This is a genomic window from Vibrio sp. 2132-1, from assembly GCF_033344315.1.
Window position 1 is genome coordinate 17,371 of record NZ_JAWPON010000021.1, and the last position, 19,637, is coordinate 37,007.

Consider the following 19,637-nt stretch of genomic DNA (forward strand, 5'->3'; position numbering starts at 1 on the left):
AGCACATTGTATCATCTAAAGAATCTTACAGGCATGTTGTAAAGCAATAATAATAAAGCGAATTCTCAAGGTTATAATTCTGACTCAATCTGACACAAGATAGACGTAAGTCTTTCCAATACCATCAGCTTTTCGAGTCGGTCATCATACAGCGCATTGTCAATTTTTTTAAAATAGACTCTACACTTTTACAACAATCGATTCTTGTATTGCTCCGGTGTCATGCCGGAGTATTTCTTGAACATCGCGATAAAAGGGCTAGCTTGGTTATAACCTAACGTCAGAGCGACTTCTTTTACGGTCTGCCCTTTACGCAGCAACTCCATAGAATGTAAATATCGCACACGTAAGCGCCACTCAGTAAAGCTCATGCCCAACTCACTCTGGCAATGTCTCGCTAACGTGCGTTCTGTAGTATGCACTTTTGCCGCCCACTCCGCCAAACTAATTTCATCGGTTGGCGATTCTTCTACTGCTTTTAAGATTGGCTGAAGATATTTGTTGTCGGTTGTCGGTAAAAAGTGATGTTCCACTTCTTGTTTCGCCAGTTGATCCAACAACACTCGCACCAAGCGTTTGTCTTCATCGCTCTGCGCGACGTTAATGTCACGCTGACGAAAGTCCTCAATGATGGCAGAAACGATGGGGGTGACTTTGATTAAACTGGTTTTGGTTGGAAAATGCGCCGTCAATTCAGGGGCAATGTTCAAAGAACAATATTCGATTGGCTTACGGTTGTAGCTAGTGTGACGAACTCCGGCGGGAACCCAAATAGCAAGATGTGGAGGTGCTAGAAATCTTGTGTCTTCTGCATCCATCTCCAGAATCCCACCGCTGATCAGTTGCACTTGCCCCCAAGGGTGGCTATGAATTCGTGTTTCTGTATTAGAGAGAAACGCTTCGAAATTCATAAATACATCTGATGGCGCACGATCGATTGATAAGGAGGGGTGAAGATTTCTGGCGCTCTTTTTCAAAATTGTCTTCCTATCGCTTACGATGTCTTTTAAGAGATACTTTTTATTATAAAGACCTGCCAGACTAGCGCCATCAATAATTGTGCTATAGGGTTCTCATGATTTATTTACTTCCGTTTTTCACCGTTATGATTTGGGGTGGTAACTCAATTGTGAACAAGATGGCTGCGAGCGCCATTGAACCAAGTGCGATGAGTTTCTACCGTTGGTTTGTCGCAATGGTACTCCTAACGCCATTTTGCCTGCCTGCAATCATCAAACAACGACACATTATTCGACCTTACTTAGCTAAGTTGGCGTTTCTTGCGTTACTTGGTATGGTTCTCAACCAGTCACTTGGATACTATGCCGGTTTAACAACAACGGCCTCTAATATGGCCCTGATCACCTCTTTAGTTCCTTTGATCAGTGTGTTTTTAAGTGTCCCATTGCTCGGTAAATCTATATCAATGTTAAGTATCGTCGGTGGTGTCATTTCGCTCGGCGGCTTGGCATTTATGCTTGGTCACGGTGATATCACTTACTTTTTACATCAAGACTTAACGCAAGGTGACAGCTTAATGCTCGTTGCTGCCATGGTATACGCGGCTTATTGTGTTCTGCTAAAACGCTGGAAAATGCCATTCAGTAGTTTGACTCTGGTTTACATGCAGGGCTTCTTTTCTGTTTTGATGCTCACACCACTTTGGCTCTCTAGTGAGCAACTGTTACCAAGCCAAGACGCGCTACCATTAATCGCTTATGCTGGTATTGCTGCTTCCATTTTCGCGCCGCTGATGTGGGTCAAAGCGATTGATTCAATTGGTGCTGATTCAAGTGCTATGTTCATGAACCTAATGCCTGTGGTTTCCGTCATACTTGCTTCAACACTAATTGGTGAGAAAATTTACGCTTACCACATTATTGGTGGGTTGTTAGTCATCTCTGGCGTTATCTTGTCGCAAATAAAAGTAAGACAGAGAAAACCATTATCCAATTCTGAGATTGCCTCTACCGCCAATTAACATCTACACCCCAAGCCACAGAACTACGCTGTGGCTTGTCACTTCCAGCGTTCGAATAAAAGTTAATATTTTGTTTCATTCGCTATTCCCGAAAATTCATCTTGCTGCTAAATTGGGAAAACAATAACCCATCAAGGAAAGACAGATGAGCAGTGGTCAAAGAGACATTACCCTTCGCTTTTTAGCAGAACCCAGCGATGTAAATTTTGGCGGAAAAGTGCACGGCGGCGCCGTAATGAAATGGATCGACTTGGCAGCGTACGCCTGCTCTGCAGCGTGGAGTGGTAAATATTGCATTACCGCATATGCTGGCGGCATTCGGTTTGTTGCGCCGATTCATGTCGGCAACTTAGTCGAAGTTAGCGCGAAAGTCATTTATACCGGACGAAGCTCAATGCACATTGCGATTGACGTGCAAGCTAGTGATCCAAAGCAAATGAAAAACAGACTCACCACTCACTGTATCGTTATCATGGTTGCTGTAGATGAAAACGGAAAACCAACCGATGTACCGAAATGGATTCCAGAGTCAGATGAAGACAAAGCCTTAGAGCAATCCGCTATCCGTCTTATGAACATGCGTAAAGAGATTGGGGAAGAAATGGAAGCACACGTTAAATATCTCAAGTAACTGGCATCCGTTAAGAACGCTATTAAGTACCTCAACGTTACCTAGACCCAGAGTGTGGAGCAACATCATGGTTTTGCCATTTGTTTCACGCTCGCCCTTCTCTGTCATAAATCCTTCACCTAGCTTTGCTTAAATCCATCCATTATTTTAGAGTTGGATAGAGTTTGGATCTTGAGACTAAAAGAAACGACCTTAAGTGAAGAGACGTTGACCAATTTAAAAGCGGTCGAGTACCAGTGGGTGAGAACCATGTACGTCGAGGGGTATAACGAAACAGAAATTAATCATTACATTCAAACTTGCTTTGGCGGTGACGTTACCTTTGCTAATCTATTTCGTCGCGTCGCACTGCAGCAAGAAAGTTTGTACACGCTGCTTCAATACGTTGGATGCGCACCTTCCAGCCGAGAGTTTTAATCTCTTCCTTCCCTACCTCAATTTAGCTTTTTACTAAGCTCTAGTTATTTATGTGAAGTGCTACGCAGGGCATTATTCAAGCCCTGTGTAATCCATTGCAAAGCCGCTAGTCTCTGTCTACTTATTGCAAAATTGCCTTTAACAGGCATAAAAAAACCTGAGTCTAAACTCAGGTTATGGTTACAAAAACTGTTAGTGATTGAATCGTAAGGAACTAAGCTAACAGCCAGCTATGCGTAACGCCAATAAAAGCCAAGATATTACTGATCGGCGGCCAAACCAAAAGTGTAATATCCGTGCTAAGTATAAGGGCGACCATGTGGTCGCCCTTTTCTAGTTATTCTTATCAATCTCAGACCACAAGAGATTATCCTTTCACACCACCAGCGGTTAGACCACCAACCAACCAGCGCTGCGCAAGTAAGAATACGGCAGTGATTGGCACTGCTGAAAGTACAGCAGCTGCGGCAAAGTCACCCCACAAGTAGTTTTGTGGATATAGGTATTGCTGCATACCCACTGCAAGTGTGTACGAGTCTACATCAGAAAGCAGTAGTGACGCTACAGGAACTTCACCAATTACCATGATGAACGACAATATGAAGACTACCGCTAGGATTGGCACAGACAGTGGCAGCAATACCAAACGGAATGCTTGCCATGGTGTAGCACCATCAAGAGCCGCTGCTTCTTCTAGAGACGAGTCAATACTTTCGAAGTAGCCTTTAATGGTCCAAACGTGCAGTGCGATACCGCCTAAGTAAGCGAAGATCAGACCGCCATGCGTGTTCAGACCAAGGAAAGGAATGTACTGACCCAGTTTGTCGAACAACGCGTACAGAGCAACCAGTGCCAACACCGCAGGGAACATCTGGAAGATCATCATCGCTTTAAGAATGGTGTTCTTACCTTTGAACTTCATACGAGCAAACGCGTAAGCCGATGTGGTTGATAGCGCCACGATTAGGATTGCAGAAATACCACCCACTTTTACCGAGTTCCACAACCATGTCATTACTGGGAATGGTGGCGGTGTAACTGTACCGTCTGGATTAGTCACCGAGAAACCTAATGCCAATTTCCAGTGATCAAGTGTTGGGTTGTCTGGGATCAGGCTACCCGTTGCAAAGTTACCTTCACGGAATGAAATCGCGATGATCATCAGTAAAGGGAAAATAATCAGTGCCAAGAATGCCCACATTGCAATATGAGTAGCCCAAACACGATACTTTAATGACTTACCTTGTACCATTGCCATTGTAATTTCTCCTTAGTCCTGAGCTACTTTAGTTACACGTAGGTTGATAAGTGCCAATGCGCCAACCAATAGGAAGATAAGCGTTGCTACCGCACTTGCTAGACCGAAGTCTTGACCGCCAGCACCTTCGAATGCGATTCGGTAGGTGTAACTTACTAGTAGGTCGGTGTAACCCGCAGGCTCTGATGTACCAATCATGTTTGGACCACCGCCAGTCAACAACTGGATAAGTACAAAGTTGTTGAAGTTAAATGCAAAACTCGCGATCAACAATGGTGTTAACGGCTTCAACATCATTGGTAGTGTGATACGTGTAAAGTTCGTGACAAAGTTCGCACCATCAATTGCTGATGCTTCATATAAATCGTCTGGAATCGCTTTTAGTAAGCCCATACACAAAATCATCATGTAAGGGAAACCAAGCCAAGTGTTCACAATTAAGATCATGGTTTTCGCCATGAACGGGTCAGAGAACCAAGCCGGGCTAATGCCGAATAAGCCTTCCAACAACATGTTGATCTCACCAAAGCTTTGGTTAAACAAACCTTTAAAGATCAAGATAGAAATAAACGCCGGAACTGCATAAGGCAGGATTAGCAACAAACGGTAAACTGAGCGACCTTTAAGTGCTTCCCACTGAACCACACTGGCAAGGACAAGACCAATAACAAGCGTAAATAATACGGTTAGCGCAGAGAAAACAATGGTCCAGATAAAGATACTGATAAACGGCTCTTTGATACCATCATCTTTCCAAACACGCTCAAAGTTGTGGGTACCAATGTTCACCACGAAACCTGGTGACACTGTGCTGCCAACAAATTGACCGTTTTCATCGACAGGCTGGTAGTAACCTACTTCCATATTTGGACGTAGCGTTTCTTCAGTCCGGTTGTTGTAAAGCGTTTCACCATCTTCTTGTAATGTGTACAAAGGCACAACTGCAGCAAATTTGCGCAGCCCACTCATGCGGATATCATCACCACTTGGCAAATGTAAATCGACACTGCTCAACGCACTGCGGTTCTTAACAATCGCCTTGATTGATTCTTTTTCACCCGTTACTTCTTCAATTGGTGAAAGATCAAACTCCGATGCTGAAAGGTTATCAAGCTGAAAAGTCGGGCTTGCAAGTAGCTCACCATCTTTTTCAACCACAAGTTGATGGCCTTGCTCCGTTTTATACAAAGTGAACGGGTAGCTATCACCACTTTGGTAAGTTCGGTCCAAAAGTACGTTCTGAGCGCGATCAAAAGAGAGTTGGTTTTTCGCGCTATAGTTGGTAAACGCCAAACCTATGGTGTACGCCAAAGGAAAAAGAATGAAAAGGATCATCCCTGCTATACCAGGGTAGATGTAACGGTGTGCGTACGTCTTTTTGCTACCAAAGATGAACAACGCTAAAGCGGTAAGAATGAGCGTAAGTAGTGCAAACGCAATCTCACCGCGAGAATACATAAGGATTGTTGCGTAGCCATTGATGATGCCGACTGTGCCTAAAAGTGACCATTTCATGAACACTTTTTTGCTGCTCGGAAGGCTGGCTTCTGGTGCTGTCATAGCATTTGTACCTTGAACTGACTGCATAGGGAACCTGCTAGCGAATATAGAATAAATATAGAAAAGTAAGGAGGAGTTGCCTCCTCCTTAAAAAGGTCTTACTTAATTATTTAGTCATTTGTTTTTCTGCATCTGCAAGAGCTGCATCGACAGTTTGACGACCGTCAACTACGTTGATGATTGCGTTCTTAGCCGCACCCCAGAATGCGTTCATTTGAGGGATATTTGGCATGATTTCGCCGTTCATCGCATTGTCCATTGTTGCTGCGATACGAGTATCTGAATCTAGCTCACGTTGGAACGAGTTAAGTGCTACCGCACCTAGAGGCTTATCGTTGTTAACCATACGTAGGCCATCGTTTGTTAGTAGGTAGTTCTCAATGAACTCAACTGCTAGGTCTTTGTTTGGAGACGCAGTGCTGATACCAGCCGTTAGAACACCAACGAATGGCTTAGAAGATTGACCTTGGAACTTAGGTAGCGTAGTCACGCCGTAGTTAACGCCAGACTTCTCAATGTTGCCCCAAGACCATGGACCGTTAATCGTCATCGCTGTTTTGCCTTGGTTGAACGCAGACTCAGACACGGAGTAATCCATATCCGCAGAGATTACGCCTTTATCAACTAAGCCTTTTACGAAGCTCATTGCGTCTTTAACGCCTTCTTTCGCGATACCAGCGTCTTTAACATCGTAACCTTCAGAAGTGTATTTGAACGCGTAGCCGCCATCAGCCGCCATTAATGGCCAAGTGAAGTACGGTTCTTTTAGGTTCCACATGATTGCAGACTTGCCGTCTTTTTTAAGTTTTGCATCTAATGCTGCAACCTCTTCCCAAGACTTTGGTGGGTTTGGAACTAGGTCTTTGTTGTAGATTAGAGATAGAGACTCAACCGCAACTGGATAGCCGATCAATTTGCCGTCGTAACGTACTGCATCCCAAGCGAAATCAACGATACCTTCTTGAATATTCTTAGAAGGTTTAATTTCTGCTAGCAGGCCAGCTTCTGCGTAACCACCGAAACGGTCGTGAGCCCAGAATACGATATCAGGACCGTCGCCAGTCGCTGCAGTTTGAGGGAATTTGTCTTGAAGGCCATCTGGGTGAGCCACAGTCACTTTAATGCCTGTGTCTTCTTCAAATTTCTTACCAACTTCAGCAAGGCCGTTGTAGCCTTTATCACCGTTGATCCAGATAGTAAGTTGTCCTTCTTCGATGGCAGCATTAGCACCAAAAGAACCCAAAGCAACAAGAGTACCTAGTGCTACAGCGCTTAACTTTTTCATGTTCGTATCCTTTTTATATTTTTGATGTAGGGCTAGTCCATTGAGGTTCAGCCGTATTTCGACATATATCATCTGAAATAATCCAATATGTCTCATCCTCCTAATCCCTACGCCCTTACAATTATGACGTATTTTCGTGATCTAAATCGCCAAGGGTAAGAGACTCAAATCACAAAATGGATAGTTCCTGTGATCGGTTTCAACTTTAGGTGGTGCAATAATGTGATTTCCGACCAACTGCTTTCTTCCTCCTCCTTTTTTACTCCTCCCTTTCTACTCCCCCTACAATTATTTCTATTAGGAGGATGTCGCACTACGCACAATCTTAGAAACTGCAGTCATCCAAGAGTGGATGGTAAGAACCCTTTCCCAGCAGTGCCTACGTATTAGGAAAAAGATTTGCTGGTTTTGCATTGCCAGACGAGTGGAATGTCATTATTAGTGTTGTTTGTGGTAATTATTTCACGGGGGAGACAATACGAATAATGTGGGGGAGAGAAACTCGTACTTGGCTATGATGGGTAGCACTTCTATTCAGGACATTTTATTGAAGTGCTACCCTACTTTTCTTACCAACCGCAAGAACTTACCGATTCCTACTGTTACTGCTCGCTAGATAATTCATATAATGATGAGCGGTGAATAATAAAAAATTGATCGAGGACGAGCTACATGGCGAGTGTCACGTTAAAAAATGTTTGTAAAGCGTATGGCGACGTACTGATTTCTAAGAACGTAGACCTAACAATCAACGAAGGTGAATTTGTTGTTTTCGTAGGTCCATCAGGTTGTGGTAAATCTACCCTTTTACGTTGTATTGCCGGTCTTGAAGACATTACTTCAGGTGATTTGTATATTGGTGACCAGCGCATGAATGACGTCGAACCATCCAAACGTGGTGTTGGTATGGTATTCCAGTCTTACGCTCTTTACCCGCACCTTAACTTATATGACAACATGTCATTTGGCTTGAAACTAGCAAAAGCAGACAAAGCAGAAATCGACAAGCGTGTTGAACAAGCAGCAGAAATCCTACAACTAGGCCACTTGCTTGAGCGCCAACCAAAAGCACTTTCTGGTGGACAGCGTCAACGTGTGGCGATTGGCCGAACATTGGTATCGCAGCCAAATGTATTCCTTCTAGACGAGCCACTATCAAACTTGGATGCGGCACTGCGTGTAAACATGCGTGCACAAATCACGAAACTTCAGCGCCAACTTGGTTGTACCATGATCTACGTAACGCACGATCAGGTAGAAGCGATGACAATGGCAGATAAAATCGTTGTACTAGACGGCGGTTATGTATCGCAAGTTGGTAAGCCGCTTGAGCTTTACCATTACCCACAAAACCGCTTTGTAGCTGGCTTTATCGGTTCTCCGAAAATGAACTTCATGAGCGTATTCATTGATGAAGTAGAAGCAGAGCGCGTCAAAGTTCAACTATCTAACGGCGTATCTTTCTGGATTCCGGTGGATGGTACAACAGTTAACCGCGGCGACCGAATGTCCTTAGGCATTCGCCCTGAGCACCTATTATCCGCTTCTGAAGCTGATGCAAGTATTCACGGTGAAGTGATGATTGTTGAGAAGCTAGGTAACGAAACTCAAGTATACCTAAACCTAGAAGGTGCGGACGCCGACGTTATTTTCCGTCAGCCTGACACGCTTGCAGTCGACACTGGCGATAAAATCGAGATCGGTATTCCAGCTCATCGTTGTCACCTGTTCCACAGTGATGGTCGCGCATGCCGCCGCCTATACAAAGAAAACGGCGTAGAAGTCGAATAATTCATTCGTCCTTACTCAAAAAAATCCCTCTCACTTGAGAGGGATTTTTTATCTTAATAAATATCAGCAATTCGATACTAAATCATTAATCGTTAACGAATCAAATCACCCGTTTCTTCTACCCTCACATAAACCATTGTCTTTGTACTGATACTTCATTTTTAATACTTTTCCTCATTCCTCATAAGTAAGTACCAGCTTTTTCCTAACCCGCCAAACTTAGCCAAAGGGCTAAATATCATTCTTATTTCCACTTACCTCTACAACGCAAATTTTTACACTTATCAACGAAATTACACGTGACAAAAAACTCAGCAGCATTCAACAGAATGCTCTGTGCACCAACTACTAATAACGTTCACGACACGGCAATTGGGGAAGACACCCAAGGGCGGTAGCGTGTCAGAAGGGAAACTGAGTCATGAAACAAAAAGGACTTATCCGCTCTCATGAGATGGAGTTCGCTTTTTTATATCGCATCTCAGATCTTGCTGTCATCGTCTCTTTTATGCTGCTTTTAGTGTTCAAAGACATGAATACTGCGATGGGGAAAGATTACGTCATATTGGCTTTCGTTGGAGGCATCTCCTTTCTATTTATGGCAGAAAGCGGCAATCTGTATCGCTCTTGGCGAACCAGTTCGTTTAAAGAGCAGATGTTTATTGTCTGTGTTGCTTGGGCGGTGACTTCTGCACTTATCTTTATTGTGCTGTATTTTTCTGAAGTCCATACCTTATTTGATAACACAATTTTAGCGCTGTGGTTTGCGATTACGCCCGCTCTGCTCTTAGCATGGCGAGTAACATTCCGTACCGGATTAGCCTATTTGAGAAAAAAAGGATTCAACACTCGCACTGCGATCATCATCGGCCAAACTCCTCACGGTATTACCCTAGCTAACGAAATTCAAAACCACACAGAACACGGTGTGCTTTTTGATGGCTTTTACGACGAGCGATCTTCCGACAGATTGCCAAATTCTGATTATCCTATTAAAGGAGCTGTTGACCACGCCCTTGAGCGAGCTAAAAAAGGGGAAGTAGATTACGTCTATATCGCGATGCCAATGCACGCAAAAGAGCGCATTGCGTCACTTCTTAACCAATTCTCAGATACCACCGCAAATACGTATCTGATTCCCGACTTCTTCACTTATAACCTTTTACATTCTCGTTGGGCGCAGATCGGCCAAGTTCAAACACTAAGTGTCTTTGATACACCTTTTGCTGGAATTTCTTCTTGGGTAAAACGGTTTGAAGACATCTTGTTTTCGAGCATTATTTTGGTCTTAATCGCCCCTATTCTATTCGTCATTGCGATTGGCATTAAGGCAACGTCTAAAGGCCCTGTCATCTTTAAACAACATCGGTACGGTCTTGATGGACGCAAGATTGAAGTCTGGAAGTTCCGTTCAATGACAACCATGGATCAAGGTTCCAACGTGAAACAGGCGACAAAGAACGATCCTCGTATTACGCCTTTTGGCGGATTTCTGCGTCGCACTTCTTTGGACGAACTACCTCAATTTATCAATGTACTGCAAGGGACCATGTCTATTGTCGGCCCACGCCCTCATGCCGTGGCACACAATGAAGAATACCGTCAGATCGTGGATCGCTACATGCTACGTCACAAAGTAAAACCAGGCATTACTGGCTGGGCGCAGATTAATGGTTATCGCGGCGAAACCGACACCTTAGAAAAAATGGAAAAGAGAGTCGAATTTGATTTGGATTACATCCACCACTGGTCGGTTTGGATGGACATCAAAATCATCTTTATGACCGTTTTCAAAGGCTTCACTGGTGCTAACGCTTACTAAGGTTGAGATTATGAAGAAACTGACAATGGCAATAGCATTGAGTCTGTTTTCTACTGACTTGCTCGCAGAACCGATGGCTTACCAAACCGAGTCTGGTATAGAGTTGATTCCCCTCGTAAAAACTTTCTACGAGGGAGATGACAACATCAATAAAGCGGAAAAATCCGGCAATGTGGAATCGGTCAATATTTGGGGTATAGAACCAAGCTTACTAGCACGTATAGAACGGAATCGCTATCGCGCAGATATTTTATATAAGTTAAAAGCTGGCTTTTCATCTGACGATCGCAACGACTTCGACGACCACACTTTTCAGTTTTCCAACTTTTTCGAATTTAATCATCGTCATCGTTTAGTGGTTGATTACCGTTTTCGCGCCCAGCATGAAGTTCGAGGAGAAGATATTACCGAAGGTAATGGTAGCGCAATCGACTCACCAATAGAGTTCAACCGTAACGATGTAAAAACCAATTATGTCTTTGGATCTAACGGTGCCAAAGGCAGACTCGAATTCGGTTTAGGCTATAGTGATAAAACCTATCAAAACTATCGTGACGGCTTGCCTGGTCGCCCAAACGCTAAAACTAAATACAACGATTTTCGAGCTCCCAATGCACATTTGGAGTTCTATTTAAGAGCGACGCCAAGAACCTATTGGTTAGTCGGAACAAACCAAATCGTAACCGAGTATCAGCACCGAAATTCTGCGCAGCCATCGAAAGATAACAACACCAGTTTCTATTACACCGGTGCCGAATGGGAAGTCACAGGAAAAACCAAAGGCATCGCTCGAATCGGTTATCAAATCAAAGATTTTGACAGCGCTCAACGAGAGACATTTAAAGGCTTTAGTTGGGATATCGGCTTTGAATGGTTGCCTCAAGAACAAACTCTAGTCAGCGTGAAAACCACTCAAGCGGCGGTTAACCCCGATCAAGATGGCGATTACAACCTACAAACTCGTTACCGACTGAACCTCAAGCACGATTGGAATAGTTACCTTGCAACTCGCTTAGGTGCTGTTTATCAACAAGATGATTACACGGGAATCTCCAGAAACGACGATCGGTACACTCTATCTTTTGGTATTGATTATCAGATCAAACGTTGGATACTGCTGCAAGCCGATTGGCAATACCAAGATAAAAACTCTAGCCGATCGGGTTATAGCTTCGAACAAAACATTTGGACTTTAAGCGCACAGTTTTCTCTGTAAAAAGGATTATTAATGAAGGCATTCATCAAATTCATGAGTGTAGCGTTGTTGCTATTTAGCACTTTGGTCAACGCTGACTCAAACGAGGAAGATTACTTACTCGATACTGGCGATACCATTTCCGTGCAGGTCTATGGTGAAGAAGATCTTACGATTAAAAGTATTCTAATAACGTCAGATGGCTACTTTGATTACCCCTACCTTGGCCGAATTAAAGCAATCAAAAAAACACCGAAACAACTCAAGTACGAAATAGAAACGGGCTTAAAAGGCGATTATCTCATCAATCCAAAAGTGATGGTCACCATCAATAACTTTCGTCTGTTTTACGTTAATGGCGAAGTCAGGAAACCTGGTGGATTTGAGTACCGTCCAGGATTAACCATAGAGAAGGCGATCGCTCTAGCAGGTGGCTTGACCGACAGAGCCTCACGCAAAGGCATTAACCTCACCAAGCATAAAACAGGTCAAACGATGGAAGGAGTCAGTATGCACCGCAACGTTGAACCTGGTGACATTGTATTTATTGACCAGAGCTTCTTTTAAGTGACAGGGAATCAAATGAACGGGACTCATCCAAATAATCTCCAGATGAACAAAGTAGAACTGATTCGTTTTGGCCATCACTTCAAAGCGATTAAAAAGAATTGGCTAAGCATCGCAGCATTCACGCTTCTGTTCTCATTAACTTGTACTTGGTATATCTACTCCAAAGCATCGATATACCAAGCTACAGCTACGCTACTCATCCAAGAGGAGCAAAAAAGCGCCCTTTCAATCGAGGAAGTATATGGCGTCGACACGACAAAAAAAGAGTACTTTCAAACGCAAATCGCCATTTTAAAATCGAATCATATTGCAGATAAGGTCATTAGAGAGCTGAACCTCACCCAATTACCTGAATTCACAAGCTCAGGGGGGTTAAATAAAAAAATCGACCAAATAAAGTCGATTCCTTTTGTTCAAGACCTACTGAATGTGGCACCAAGCCCAAAAGAAACCGCCCAGTTTTCAGAGTCCTATTATCAGGCACTTCAAGCTTTCAGAAGTAAACTCGATATTGAGCCAGTACGTAACACCCAATTAGTCAGAATTCGCTTTCGTTCTACCGATCCTAAGCTTGCGACGACAATCGCCAACGCGGTCGGCCAAGCCTACATTGACGCAAATTTTGAAGCCAAACTGGTCGTTACACAAAATGCGGCTACTTGGTTGACAAATAACTCTCAAAAATTGGAGGAGCGATTGCGTAACTCGGAGCAAGCGCTGCAAGAATTCTTGTTAAAAGAAGGGTTGATCGATATAAACGGTATTGATGAAATTTACGCAAATGAGCTAGAAGAACTCACTCGCAAGCTGAATATCGCTGTTAATAAGCGTATTGAAGCGCAGACGTTAATCCAACTGTTACGACGTAAATCTTCGCAAAGTTTAGACAGCTTGTTGTCAATTGATGAATTCGCTAATCAAGCGCAAATCCGCGATCTAAAATTGTCGGAAGCACAGGCAGCCAAAAATCTCTCTGAACTGGCACAGCGCTACGGACCTAAACATGATCGAATGATTCAGGCGAAAGCACAGCTTGCTGAAATTCAATCAAGAACCCAGCAACTCATCCGTGACATTTCCTTCAGTAAGCAACAAGACCTTCTTGCTGCAAAAGCGCAAGAGGACATGCTTCGAGCAGAACTCGATAACAAAAAGTCAGACTTCCAATCGTTAGGGTCACAAAAAGCGCGTTACGAACAGTTAAAACGCGAGGTTGAATCTAATAAGGCACTCTATGAAGCGTTCTTAAATCGTGAGAAAGAGACCAACGCCACCAGCGACTACAAGAATGTCACTGCTCGCTTTACTGATAAAGCCATCATTCCTCTATTCCCGGTGGCACCACAACGAATCAAACTGGTACTGATTGCCACCTTTTTTGGCTTTGCCATTGCTTGCGCTCTAGTCATCATCTTAGAAACGATGCGAGAAGTTATCCGAAGCACAGCCGATGTGCAGGAAAAACTTGGTGTTACGTGTTTAGGTGTGATTCCTATGGTCAAAAAACGCAATTTGCGTAAAAACGGCGTCAGTTATACCGCGTATTTAGATGATGAAGAAAAGCTATTTAGTGAAGCTTGCCGCTCCGTCAGAACCTCGCTTCTGCTCAGATTAACCAACACGAAGCAAAAGATATTGCCCTTTACCTCTGCTATTCCAGAAGAAGGAAAAACATCAACCAGTATCAATATGGCGGTGTCGTTTTCAAAAATGGAAAAGGTATTGATCATCGACTGCGATTTACGTCGACCTTCCATAGCAAAGCGATTCGGTATTGCTGAATCAAGCCCTGGCTTAACGCATATCCTGACGATGGATACGCCAATCAAAGATTGTGTTACACATATAAAAGAAGCCAACTTAGATGTATTATCGGCCGGCCTAATTCCGCCAAACCCACAGGAATTATTGGCTTCTGATCGCTTTAAAAAGTTGCTCGAACATTTTCAAAATAAGTATGACCGGATCATTATCGATACACCGCCCCTACTGTCAGTGAGTGACGCACTTATTCTTGGTCAGTATGCCAATGGTCTGATTACCGTCATTCGCTCAGAATCGACAAAATCATCACTGGTTAACCTTGCGTTATCTAAACAAATACAACACTCAGTTCCATCTCTTGGCGTCTTAATCACACAAGCCAAGGCCAAGGAAGGAGAGACGCTTTATGTCCAGAAATACGCCTACTAACGTAAACCTATCTTGGTACCAAACGTTGAAAAGCCAAGAACAGCCGGTATTGATCTATCAAATGGGCAAAGTAGGTTCGAGTGCATTAGAGCATTCCATTCCTGACTCGATTCACTTGCACGACCTTATGACCGTCGATGCGCAAAAACAAATATCCCCCGTTAGAGCGCAATTGCATAAGCCTCAGATCAATGCGTTAAAGCGACGACTAAAGCGTATAACGATGAGCCATATGTTAAAGCGCAAAAAAAAAGTTCGAATTATCTCGCTGGTGCGTGAACCGATCGGACGAAATGTCTCAATGTTCTTTCAAGCACTTCCTTTTTGGATGGCGGACAAATATCTAAAGGATGACAGCGCAATACGTACCGAACGACCGCAATTACTCCAAGAAGCATTTGATAAGCACATGAATCATCAATATGCGCTGCAGTGGTTTGACAACGAGATCAAACAACTAACAGGGATTGATGTGTTTAACGAGTCTTTTAATCACGAAGTAGGCTATCAAACATACCATAACAATAACTTCTCACTGTTGGTCATTCGAAGTGACAAGCTAACGAAGGCTAACTCCGCAGTTGAAGACTTTTTAGGTTACCCCGTGGATGTTGTTTATGAAAATCAATCAGACAACAAATGGTACTCGCCACTAATGAAAGAATTCAAAACGCAATTTCAACCTACACCCGAGTACGTTGAAGAAATGCTGAATTCTAAATTGACGAAGCACTTTTTCTCAAATGCAGAAATCACCGACCTTAAACAGCAATATCTGACCAATTAATCATGAAAACCAAGATTCTACATATTATTAATGATCTTTCTCAGAACGGCGGTGCTCAGAAGTTCTTAGTCGACCTTGTTTTAGAACATAAGCCTGAATACGAAATCAAAATTTTGGTCTTGTGTGATGAAAATGATTACTTACCAATGCTATCCGCCCAAGGGGTAGAGTGTTTTAACTGGCGCACATTGTCATTGAGTGAGAAATTCTCTTTGCTGCGTTGGCCGGATGTCGTTCACGGGCACCTCTACCCTTCCATTTACCTAGCGCTATTGGCGGTAGGTAAAAAACGAATCCAGACTGAGCACTGTTCTTATAACCGTCGACGTGACTATCCGCTGTTTAAGTTCATGGAATACGTCTTGTATTGGGGCCACGACTTGACGGTCAGTATTAGTGAAAAAGTACAAGATGAACTGGTGAAGTTCATGCCTCGCTACCAACACAAATATCACGTGGTGCACAATGGCGTTGATTTAAAAAGGTTTTCTATGACGCCAAGATGCGCCAGCCACCTAATCGACAAACCAGTTATCAAGATTGGAATGGTGGGCCGACTTCACCAACATAAAGATCATGAAACGCTTATCCAAGCACTTATCCATTTACCAAGACGATACGAACTCCACCTTGCGGGAGATGGAGAAAAAAAATCGTCACTGCAAGCATTGGCAACAAAAATCAACGTCGCGCAACGTGTTCACTTTCATGGCGTAGTTTCTGACGTTCCAGCCTTTTTGAACGACATGGATATTTACGTGCAATCGTCGCACGTCGAAGGCTTTGGTTTGGCGGCGGTTGAGGCGATGGCAGCAGGCTTACCCGTACTATCGTCGGACGTACCTGGTTTGGATGACGTCACCGGACGTGCCGAATATTTATTTCAAGTTGGTAACGTCACTGAACTGAGCCAAAAAGTTCTCCAGCTGTGTGAAAGTGTTGAGCGGTATGACGCTGCAAGTCAATACTCAGTCAATAGGGCCTCTCTCTACACCATCGATAAATTTCGTGAAGGTTACTATGGAATCTACCAGCAGCTTTGCGCCAACAAATAGTTCCGTGCCATCGAGCCATCGCGCCTCATTGCTTGCAGCATGCCTATTAGCATTGTTCTTTATTCCTATGAAGTTTCGTGCTGGAGGAATAGCGCTAGCCCCATCTGACATCGCAAGCCTTTTGTCCATTGGTTTTACTGCATTAGTGGTATTGGAAGGAAAAGCTGAAAAACTCATGCATCCCTGTATGGGGTTCCTCATATTGTTCACTGGGTATGTGTTCATAAATGGTCTGCTAAATCGCGTCCCTTTAATGCCGCTAGTTATAGAAACTGTGCAATGGTTAGCGATTTTGTGCCTACTGAGCCTAATGTACGCCTATGGCGTGTTTGATGACGAACGGATAATGGTTTATTTCACGTATTTGTTGTTTTTCATCTGTACGCTCGTTGCCTTATGGCACTTTGCTCAGGGCTATCAAAGCGGGTTTAAGTTACTCGGGGTAAGTAAATATGGGTTCGGTGTACTGTGCTCACTACTGTACCTTTATCGAGATAAAATTCGCGCTTTCCACCTTTTGATGCTCGTAGCTTTAGTATTACTGGTGTTGTCACAAGAAAGAAAAGCGCTACTTGGTTTTTGTCTGCTTTTCTTCTTTGACCAACTGCTCGTAAAAAACTTAATGAGAAAATCGCTCAGCGAAACGTACACGTGGGCGATTTTATTAGCCTTGAGCTTCATTGTGTTTACTGCCGTCACAACCACACTCTACGTTGGGTTTGAAACTCTAGCAGACACATTGGAAATAACCCAAGAAGACGTCTTATTTGCCAACCAAAGTGAAGCCCGCTGGGTATCGAATCTTCATAGAAAACTTTTACTTGCCAATGGGCTAGATATTTTACTTCAACACCCAGTGTTAGGTGTCGGCGCGAAAATGTTACCCAACTTTATGATCAGTTACTTTAACTATGATGAGCTGGCGATCTACACCCACAACTTTGTGTTAGATACCGCAATTGAATACGGATTGCTTGGTATTGGTCTGCTGTTTGGTGGTTATTTTCTTTTTATTCGCTTTTGCTTCCGTAGTCTTAATGAAAACAGAAAAAGCTTATTACTTGCGATATACGCCCTCATCATGGTGTTTTTCGTTGCGGTAAACACCACCATAATTTTAATACTCTTATTACCCGTCATGATCAGCATGAGCAACGACTCAAGGGCCATTGCTCATACTTTTCCGGTAAACCATCACCACGAATATGAATAATCAAGGATAGGATAGATGAAGTATTCAATCTCTCGACAATTTGAAAAGAACCGAGAACTCCAAGCTGATAATTTTGTTTTAGTTTACCAAATGGGCAAAGTTGGCTCCTCATCAATTGAGCACACGCTAGGGGAGAAAAATATCCCGAGCTATCACATCCACACCTTTGATGATCACGAAGAATTTCACATGTATCACAATAAAAAAGACGTGAGTAAATTCTTCGACTTCCGAAACCGCGCACTCTATCGCTTAGTGCTCAAGCAGCGAAAACGTATCTTACAAAAACGCGAGCAGATTAAAATCGTTACGCTGGTCCGCGATCCAATCGCAACTGTCTTTTCTCGTTTCTTTCAAGACCTCCATTTGCAATTTATCGAAGGCAAAAAGAATGATGCAATTCACCGAGATATGGAAGTCACGTATCAGCACCTCGAGCATTGCTTTGATAACTATATCAATCTCAACTATTTTGCGGACTGGTTCGACAACGAGTTAAAGCGTAATTTCAATATCGATGTGATGCGCCAAGAGCTGGACAACACTCAACCTTTCTTCACATTCCAGAACGATCAGGCCAACGTCATGCTAATCAAATGCGAACAGCTCAGTTCCCTTGATAAAGAAATCGGTGAGTTTCTTGAGTTGCAAGACTTCGTACTGAAAAACAGCAACGAAGCGAAAAACAAGTGGTACTCCAATATCCACCAACACTTTAAGAATCACTACGACTTCTCAAAACTGTTCTATATGTACGATCTTCCCTTGTATCGCCACGTTTATTCAGAGCAAGAGCGTGATGCTTTTAAACACAAATGGATGCAAACACCAGGGACAAAATCATCATGAAGAAAGTACTCCATGTTACAGAAGCGTTTGGAGGTGGCGTTCAAACCGCCCTCTATAGTTATGTTCACTCATCCAGAGACGAGCCTTATCAACATTTCTTGCTAGCCAGAGCCCGAGAAAACGACTTGACCAATGAGAACAACCACCACATTTTCGTACAGACAAAGTGGGTAGAAGGCGGCTTGCTTCAATTTATTCGCGATGCAAACCACATGATTGCATCACTTGCTCCCGACGTCGTGCATTTGCACTCGAGTAAAGCGGGATTTCTCGGCCGATTTCTAAAGCTTGGCAAGGCACGCTTGGTTTACACACCGCACTGTTATGCCTTCGAACGTGAAGATATCTCAGAGCTTGCACGCCAGATCTATAAAGCACTAGAGAAAGTAAAACTGAGCAAAATTGATGTGGTTGCAGGCTGTAGCCAACGAGAGTGTGACCTAGCCATTAGCATTGGTGCGAAACGTGCCGAACTGCTCAACAACTACGTGTCTTATCAAAGTGAAGATCGTATAGAGCGAAACAAGCAAGAAGCCCTGAAGCTCGTTGTACTTGGCCGTGTCGCGCCCCAAAAAGATCCTCAGTTTCTTATCAGCACATTGCAGTTCCTTAATCGGTATGCGCTTAACCGCCCGATAGAGATCACATGGATAGGTGGCGGTGACCAAGTACTCGAACAGAAATTACGTACTGAAAATGTGGATGTAACGGGTATGCTGCCTCGCGATGAGGTAGTTGAAAAGCTCAAAGGTTCAGACCTTTATCTACACACTGCAGCATGGGAAGGGATGCCGTTAACCATTCTAGAAGCATCCAAGTTACATCTTCCTATGGTTATTCGGACCATCGGCGCAACCAAAGATCTCAACTACCCGTTTTTAGCGCTCACACCTGAAGAAATGGCCAAGCAGATCGCGCATTGTGTCAATCATTATGAAGAGATCGATTTTCGCCAATATACAGCAGAATTAAACGATGCCTTCAGTGAAGAAAAGCAGCGCCTCGCACTCAATAATATTTACGGTTAAAT

The 19,637-nt window shown here is 43.5% G+C and carries 17 protein-coding genes; 13 read left to right on the plus strand and 4 right to left on the minus strand.

Annotated features, from left to right (window positions below):
• Nucleotides 1–188: 188 nt before the first annotated feature.
• Nucleotides 189–977 carry an AraC family transcriptional regulator gene (locus tag R8N47_RS20030; protein WP_025768515.1) on the minus strand — a complete coding sequence of 263 codons (789 nt, stop codon included), beginning with the start codon at nucleotides 975–977 and terminating at the stop codon, nucleotides 189–191.
• Between the two features lie 98 nt (nucleotides 978–1,075).
• On the opposite strand from R8N47_RS20030, the gene R8N47_RS20035 reads away from it, so the two are divergent.
• From R8N47_RS20035 to R8N47_RS20045, 3 genes are all read left to right on the plus strand, one after another.
• Nucleotides 1,076–1,981: a DMT family transporter gene (locus tag R8N47_RS20035; protein WP_017821248.1), complete on the plus strand. Its 906-nt coding sequence runs from the start codon at nucleotides 1,076–1,078 to the stop codon at nucleotides 1,979–1,981.
• A 145-nt stretch (nucleotides 1,982–2,126) separates the two neighbouring features.
• Nucleotides 2,127–2,612 (plus strand): acyl-CoA thioesterase, encoded by a 486-nt coding sequence (locus R8N47_RS20040; RefSeq protein WP_005375279.1) that lies wholly within the window; start codon nucleotides 2,127–2,129, stop codon nucleotides 2,610–2,612.
• A gap of 171 nt (nucleotides 2,613–2,783) precedes the next feature.
• Nucleotides 2,784–3,029: a hypothetical protein gene (locus tag R8N47_RS20045; protein WP_005375277.1), complete on the plus strand. Its 246-nt coding sequence runs from the start codon at nucleotides 2,784–2,786 to the stop codon at nucleotides 3,027–3,029.
• Between the two features lie 367 nt (nucleotides 3,030–3,396).
• On the opposite strand, the gene malG is transcribed toward R8N47_RS20045, so the two are convergent.
• The 3 genes from malG to malE all read right to left on the minus strand — a co-directional run bounded on the left by malG (nucleotide 3,397) and on the right by malE (nucleotide 7,132).
• Nucleotides 3,397–4,287, minus strand: coding sequence for a maltose ABC transporter permease MalG (gene malG / locus R8N47_RS20050; protein ID WP_005375275.1), 891 nt, complete (start codon nucleotides 4,285–4,287; stop codon nucleotides 3,397–3,399).
• A 12-nt stretch (nucleotides 4,288–4,299) separates the two neighbouring features.
• On the minus strand, nucleotides 4,300–5,874 hold the full coding sequence (gene malF, locus R8N47_RS20055) for a maltose ABC transporter permease MalF (protein WP_005375273.1): 1,575 nt from the start codon (nucleotides 5,872–5,874) through the stop codon (nucleotides 4,300–4,302).
• Nucleotides 5,875–5,953: 79 nt separating this feature from the next.
• On the minus strand, nucleotides 5,954–7,132 hold the full coding sequence (gene malE / locus R8N47_RS20060; protein ID WP_005375272.1) for a maltose/maltodextrin ABC transporter substrate-binding protein MalE: 1,179 nt from the start codon (nucleotides 7,130–7,132) through the stop codon (nucleotides 5,954–5,956).
• A 672-nt stretch (nucleotides 7,133–7,804) separates the two neighbouring features.
• Between malE and malK the strand changes: the two genes are divergently transcribed.
• From malK to R8N47_RS20110, 10 genes are all read left to right on the plus strand, one after another.
• Nucleotides 7,805–8,923: a maltose/maltodextrin ABC transporter ATP-binding protein MalK gene (malK, locus tag R8N47_RS20065; RefSeq protein WP_005375271.1), complete on the plus strand. Its 1,119-nt coding sequence runs from the start codon at nucleotides 7,805–7,807 to the stop codon at nucleotides 8,921–8,923.
• Between the two features lie 421 nt (nucleotides 8,924–9,344).
• Nucleotides 9,345–10,745, plus strand: coding sequence for an undecaprenyl-phosphate glucose phosphotransferase (locus tag R8N47_RS20070; RefSeq protein ID WP_033906767.1), 1,401 nt, complete (start codon nucleotides 9,345–9,347; stop codon nucleotides 10,743–10,745).
• Nucleotides 10,746–10,755: 10 nt separating this feature from the next.
• Nucleotides 10,756–11,961 (plus strand): outer membrane beta-barrel protein, encoded by a 1,206-nt coding sequence (locus R8N47_RS20075; RefSeq protein ID WP_064354892.1) that lies wholly within the window; start codon nucleotides 10,756–10,758, stop codon nucleotides 11,959–11,961.
• A 12-nt stretch (nucleotides 11,962–11,973) separates the two neighbouring features.
• Nucleotides 11,974–12,507 (plus strand): polysaccharide biosynthesis/export family protein, encoded by a 534-nt coding sequence (locus tag R8N47_RS20080; protein ID WP_064354893.1) that lies wholly within the window; start codon nucleotides 11,974–11,976, stop codon nucleotides 12,505–12,507.
• Nucleotides 12,508–12,522: 15 nt separating this feature from the next.
• Nucleotides 12,523–14,703: a GumC family protein gene (locus R8N47_RS20085; RefSeq protein ID WP_005385847.1), complete on the plus strand. Its 2,181-nt coding sequence runs from the start codon at nucleotides 12,523–12,525 to the stop codon at nucleotides 14,701–14,703.
• Entirely contained in the window at nucleotides 14,681–15,490 is an 810-nt protein-coding gene (locus tag R8N47_RS20090) for a putative capsular polysaccharide synthesis family protein (RefSeq protein ID WP_005385848.1), read from the plus strand. The genes R8N47_RS20085 and R8N47_RS20090 overlap by 23 nt, the downstream gene beginning before the upstream one ends.
• Before the next feature lie 2 nt (nucleotides 15,491–15,492).
• Entirely contained in the window at nucleotides 15,493–16,545 is a 1,053-nt protein-coding gene (locus R8N47_RS20095; RefSeq protein ID WP_064354894.1) for a glycosyltransferase, read from the plus strand.
• Nucleotides 16,511–17,758: an O-antigen ligase family protein gene (locus R8N47_RS20100; protein WP_064354895.1), complete on the plus strand. Its 1,248-nt coding sequence runs from the start codon at nucleotides 16,511–16,513 to the stop codon at nucleotides 17,756–17,758. Before R8N47_RS20095 ends, R8N47_RS20100 begins: the two co-directional genes overlap by 35 nt.
• Nucleotides 17,759–17,773: 15 nt before the next feature.
• On the plus strand, nucleotides 17,774–18,607 hold the full coding sequence (locus R8N47_RS20105; protein WP_005375258.1) for a putative capsular polysaccharide synthesis family protein: 834 nt from the start codon (nucleotides 17,774–17,776) through the stop codon (nucleotides 18,605–18,607).
• A complete protein-coding gene (locus R8N47_RS20110; RefSeq protein ID WP_064354896.1) occupies nucleotides 18,604–19,635 on the plus strand; it encodes a glycosyltransferase in 1,032 nt (343 codons plus the stop codon). Before R8N47_RS20105 ends, R8N47_RS20110 begins: the two co-directional genes overlap by 4 nt.
• Nucleotides 19,636–19,637 lie beyond the last annotated feature (2 nt).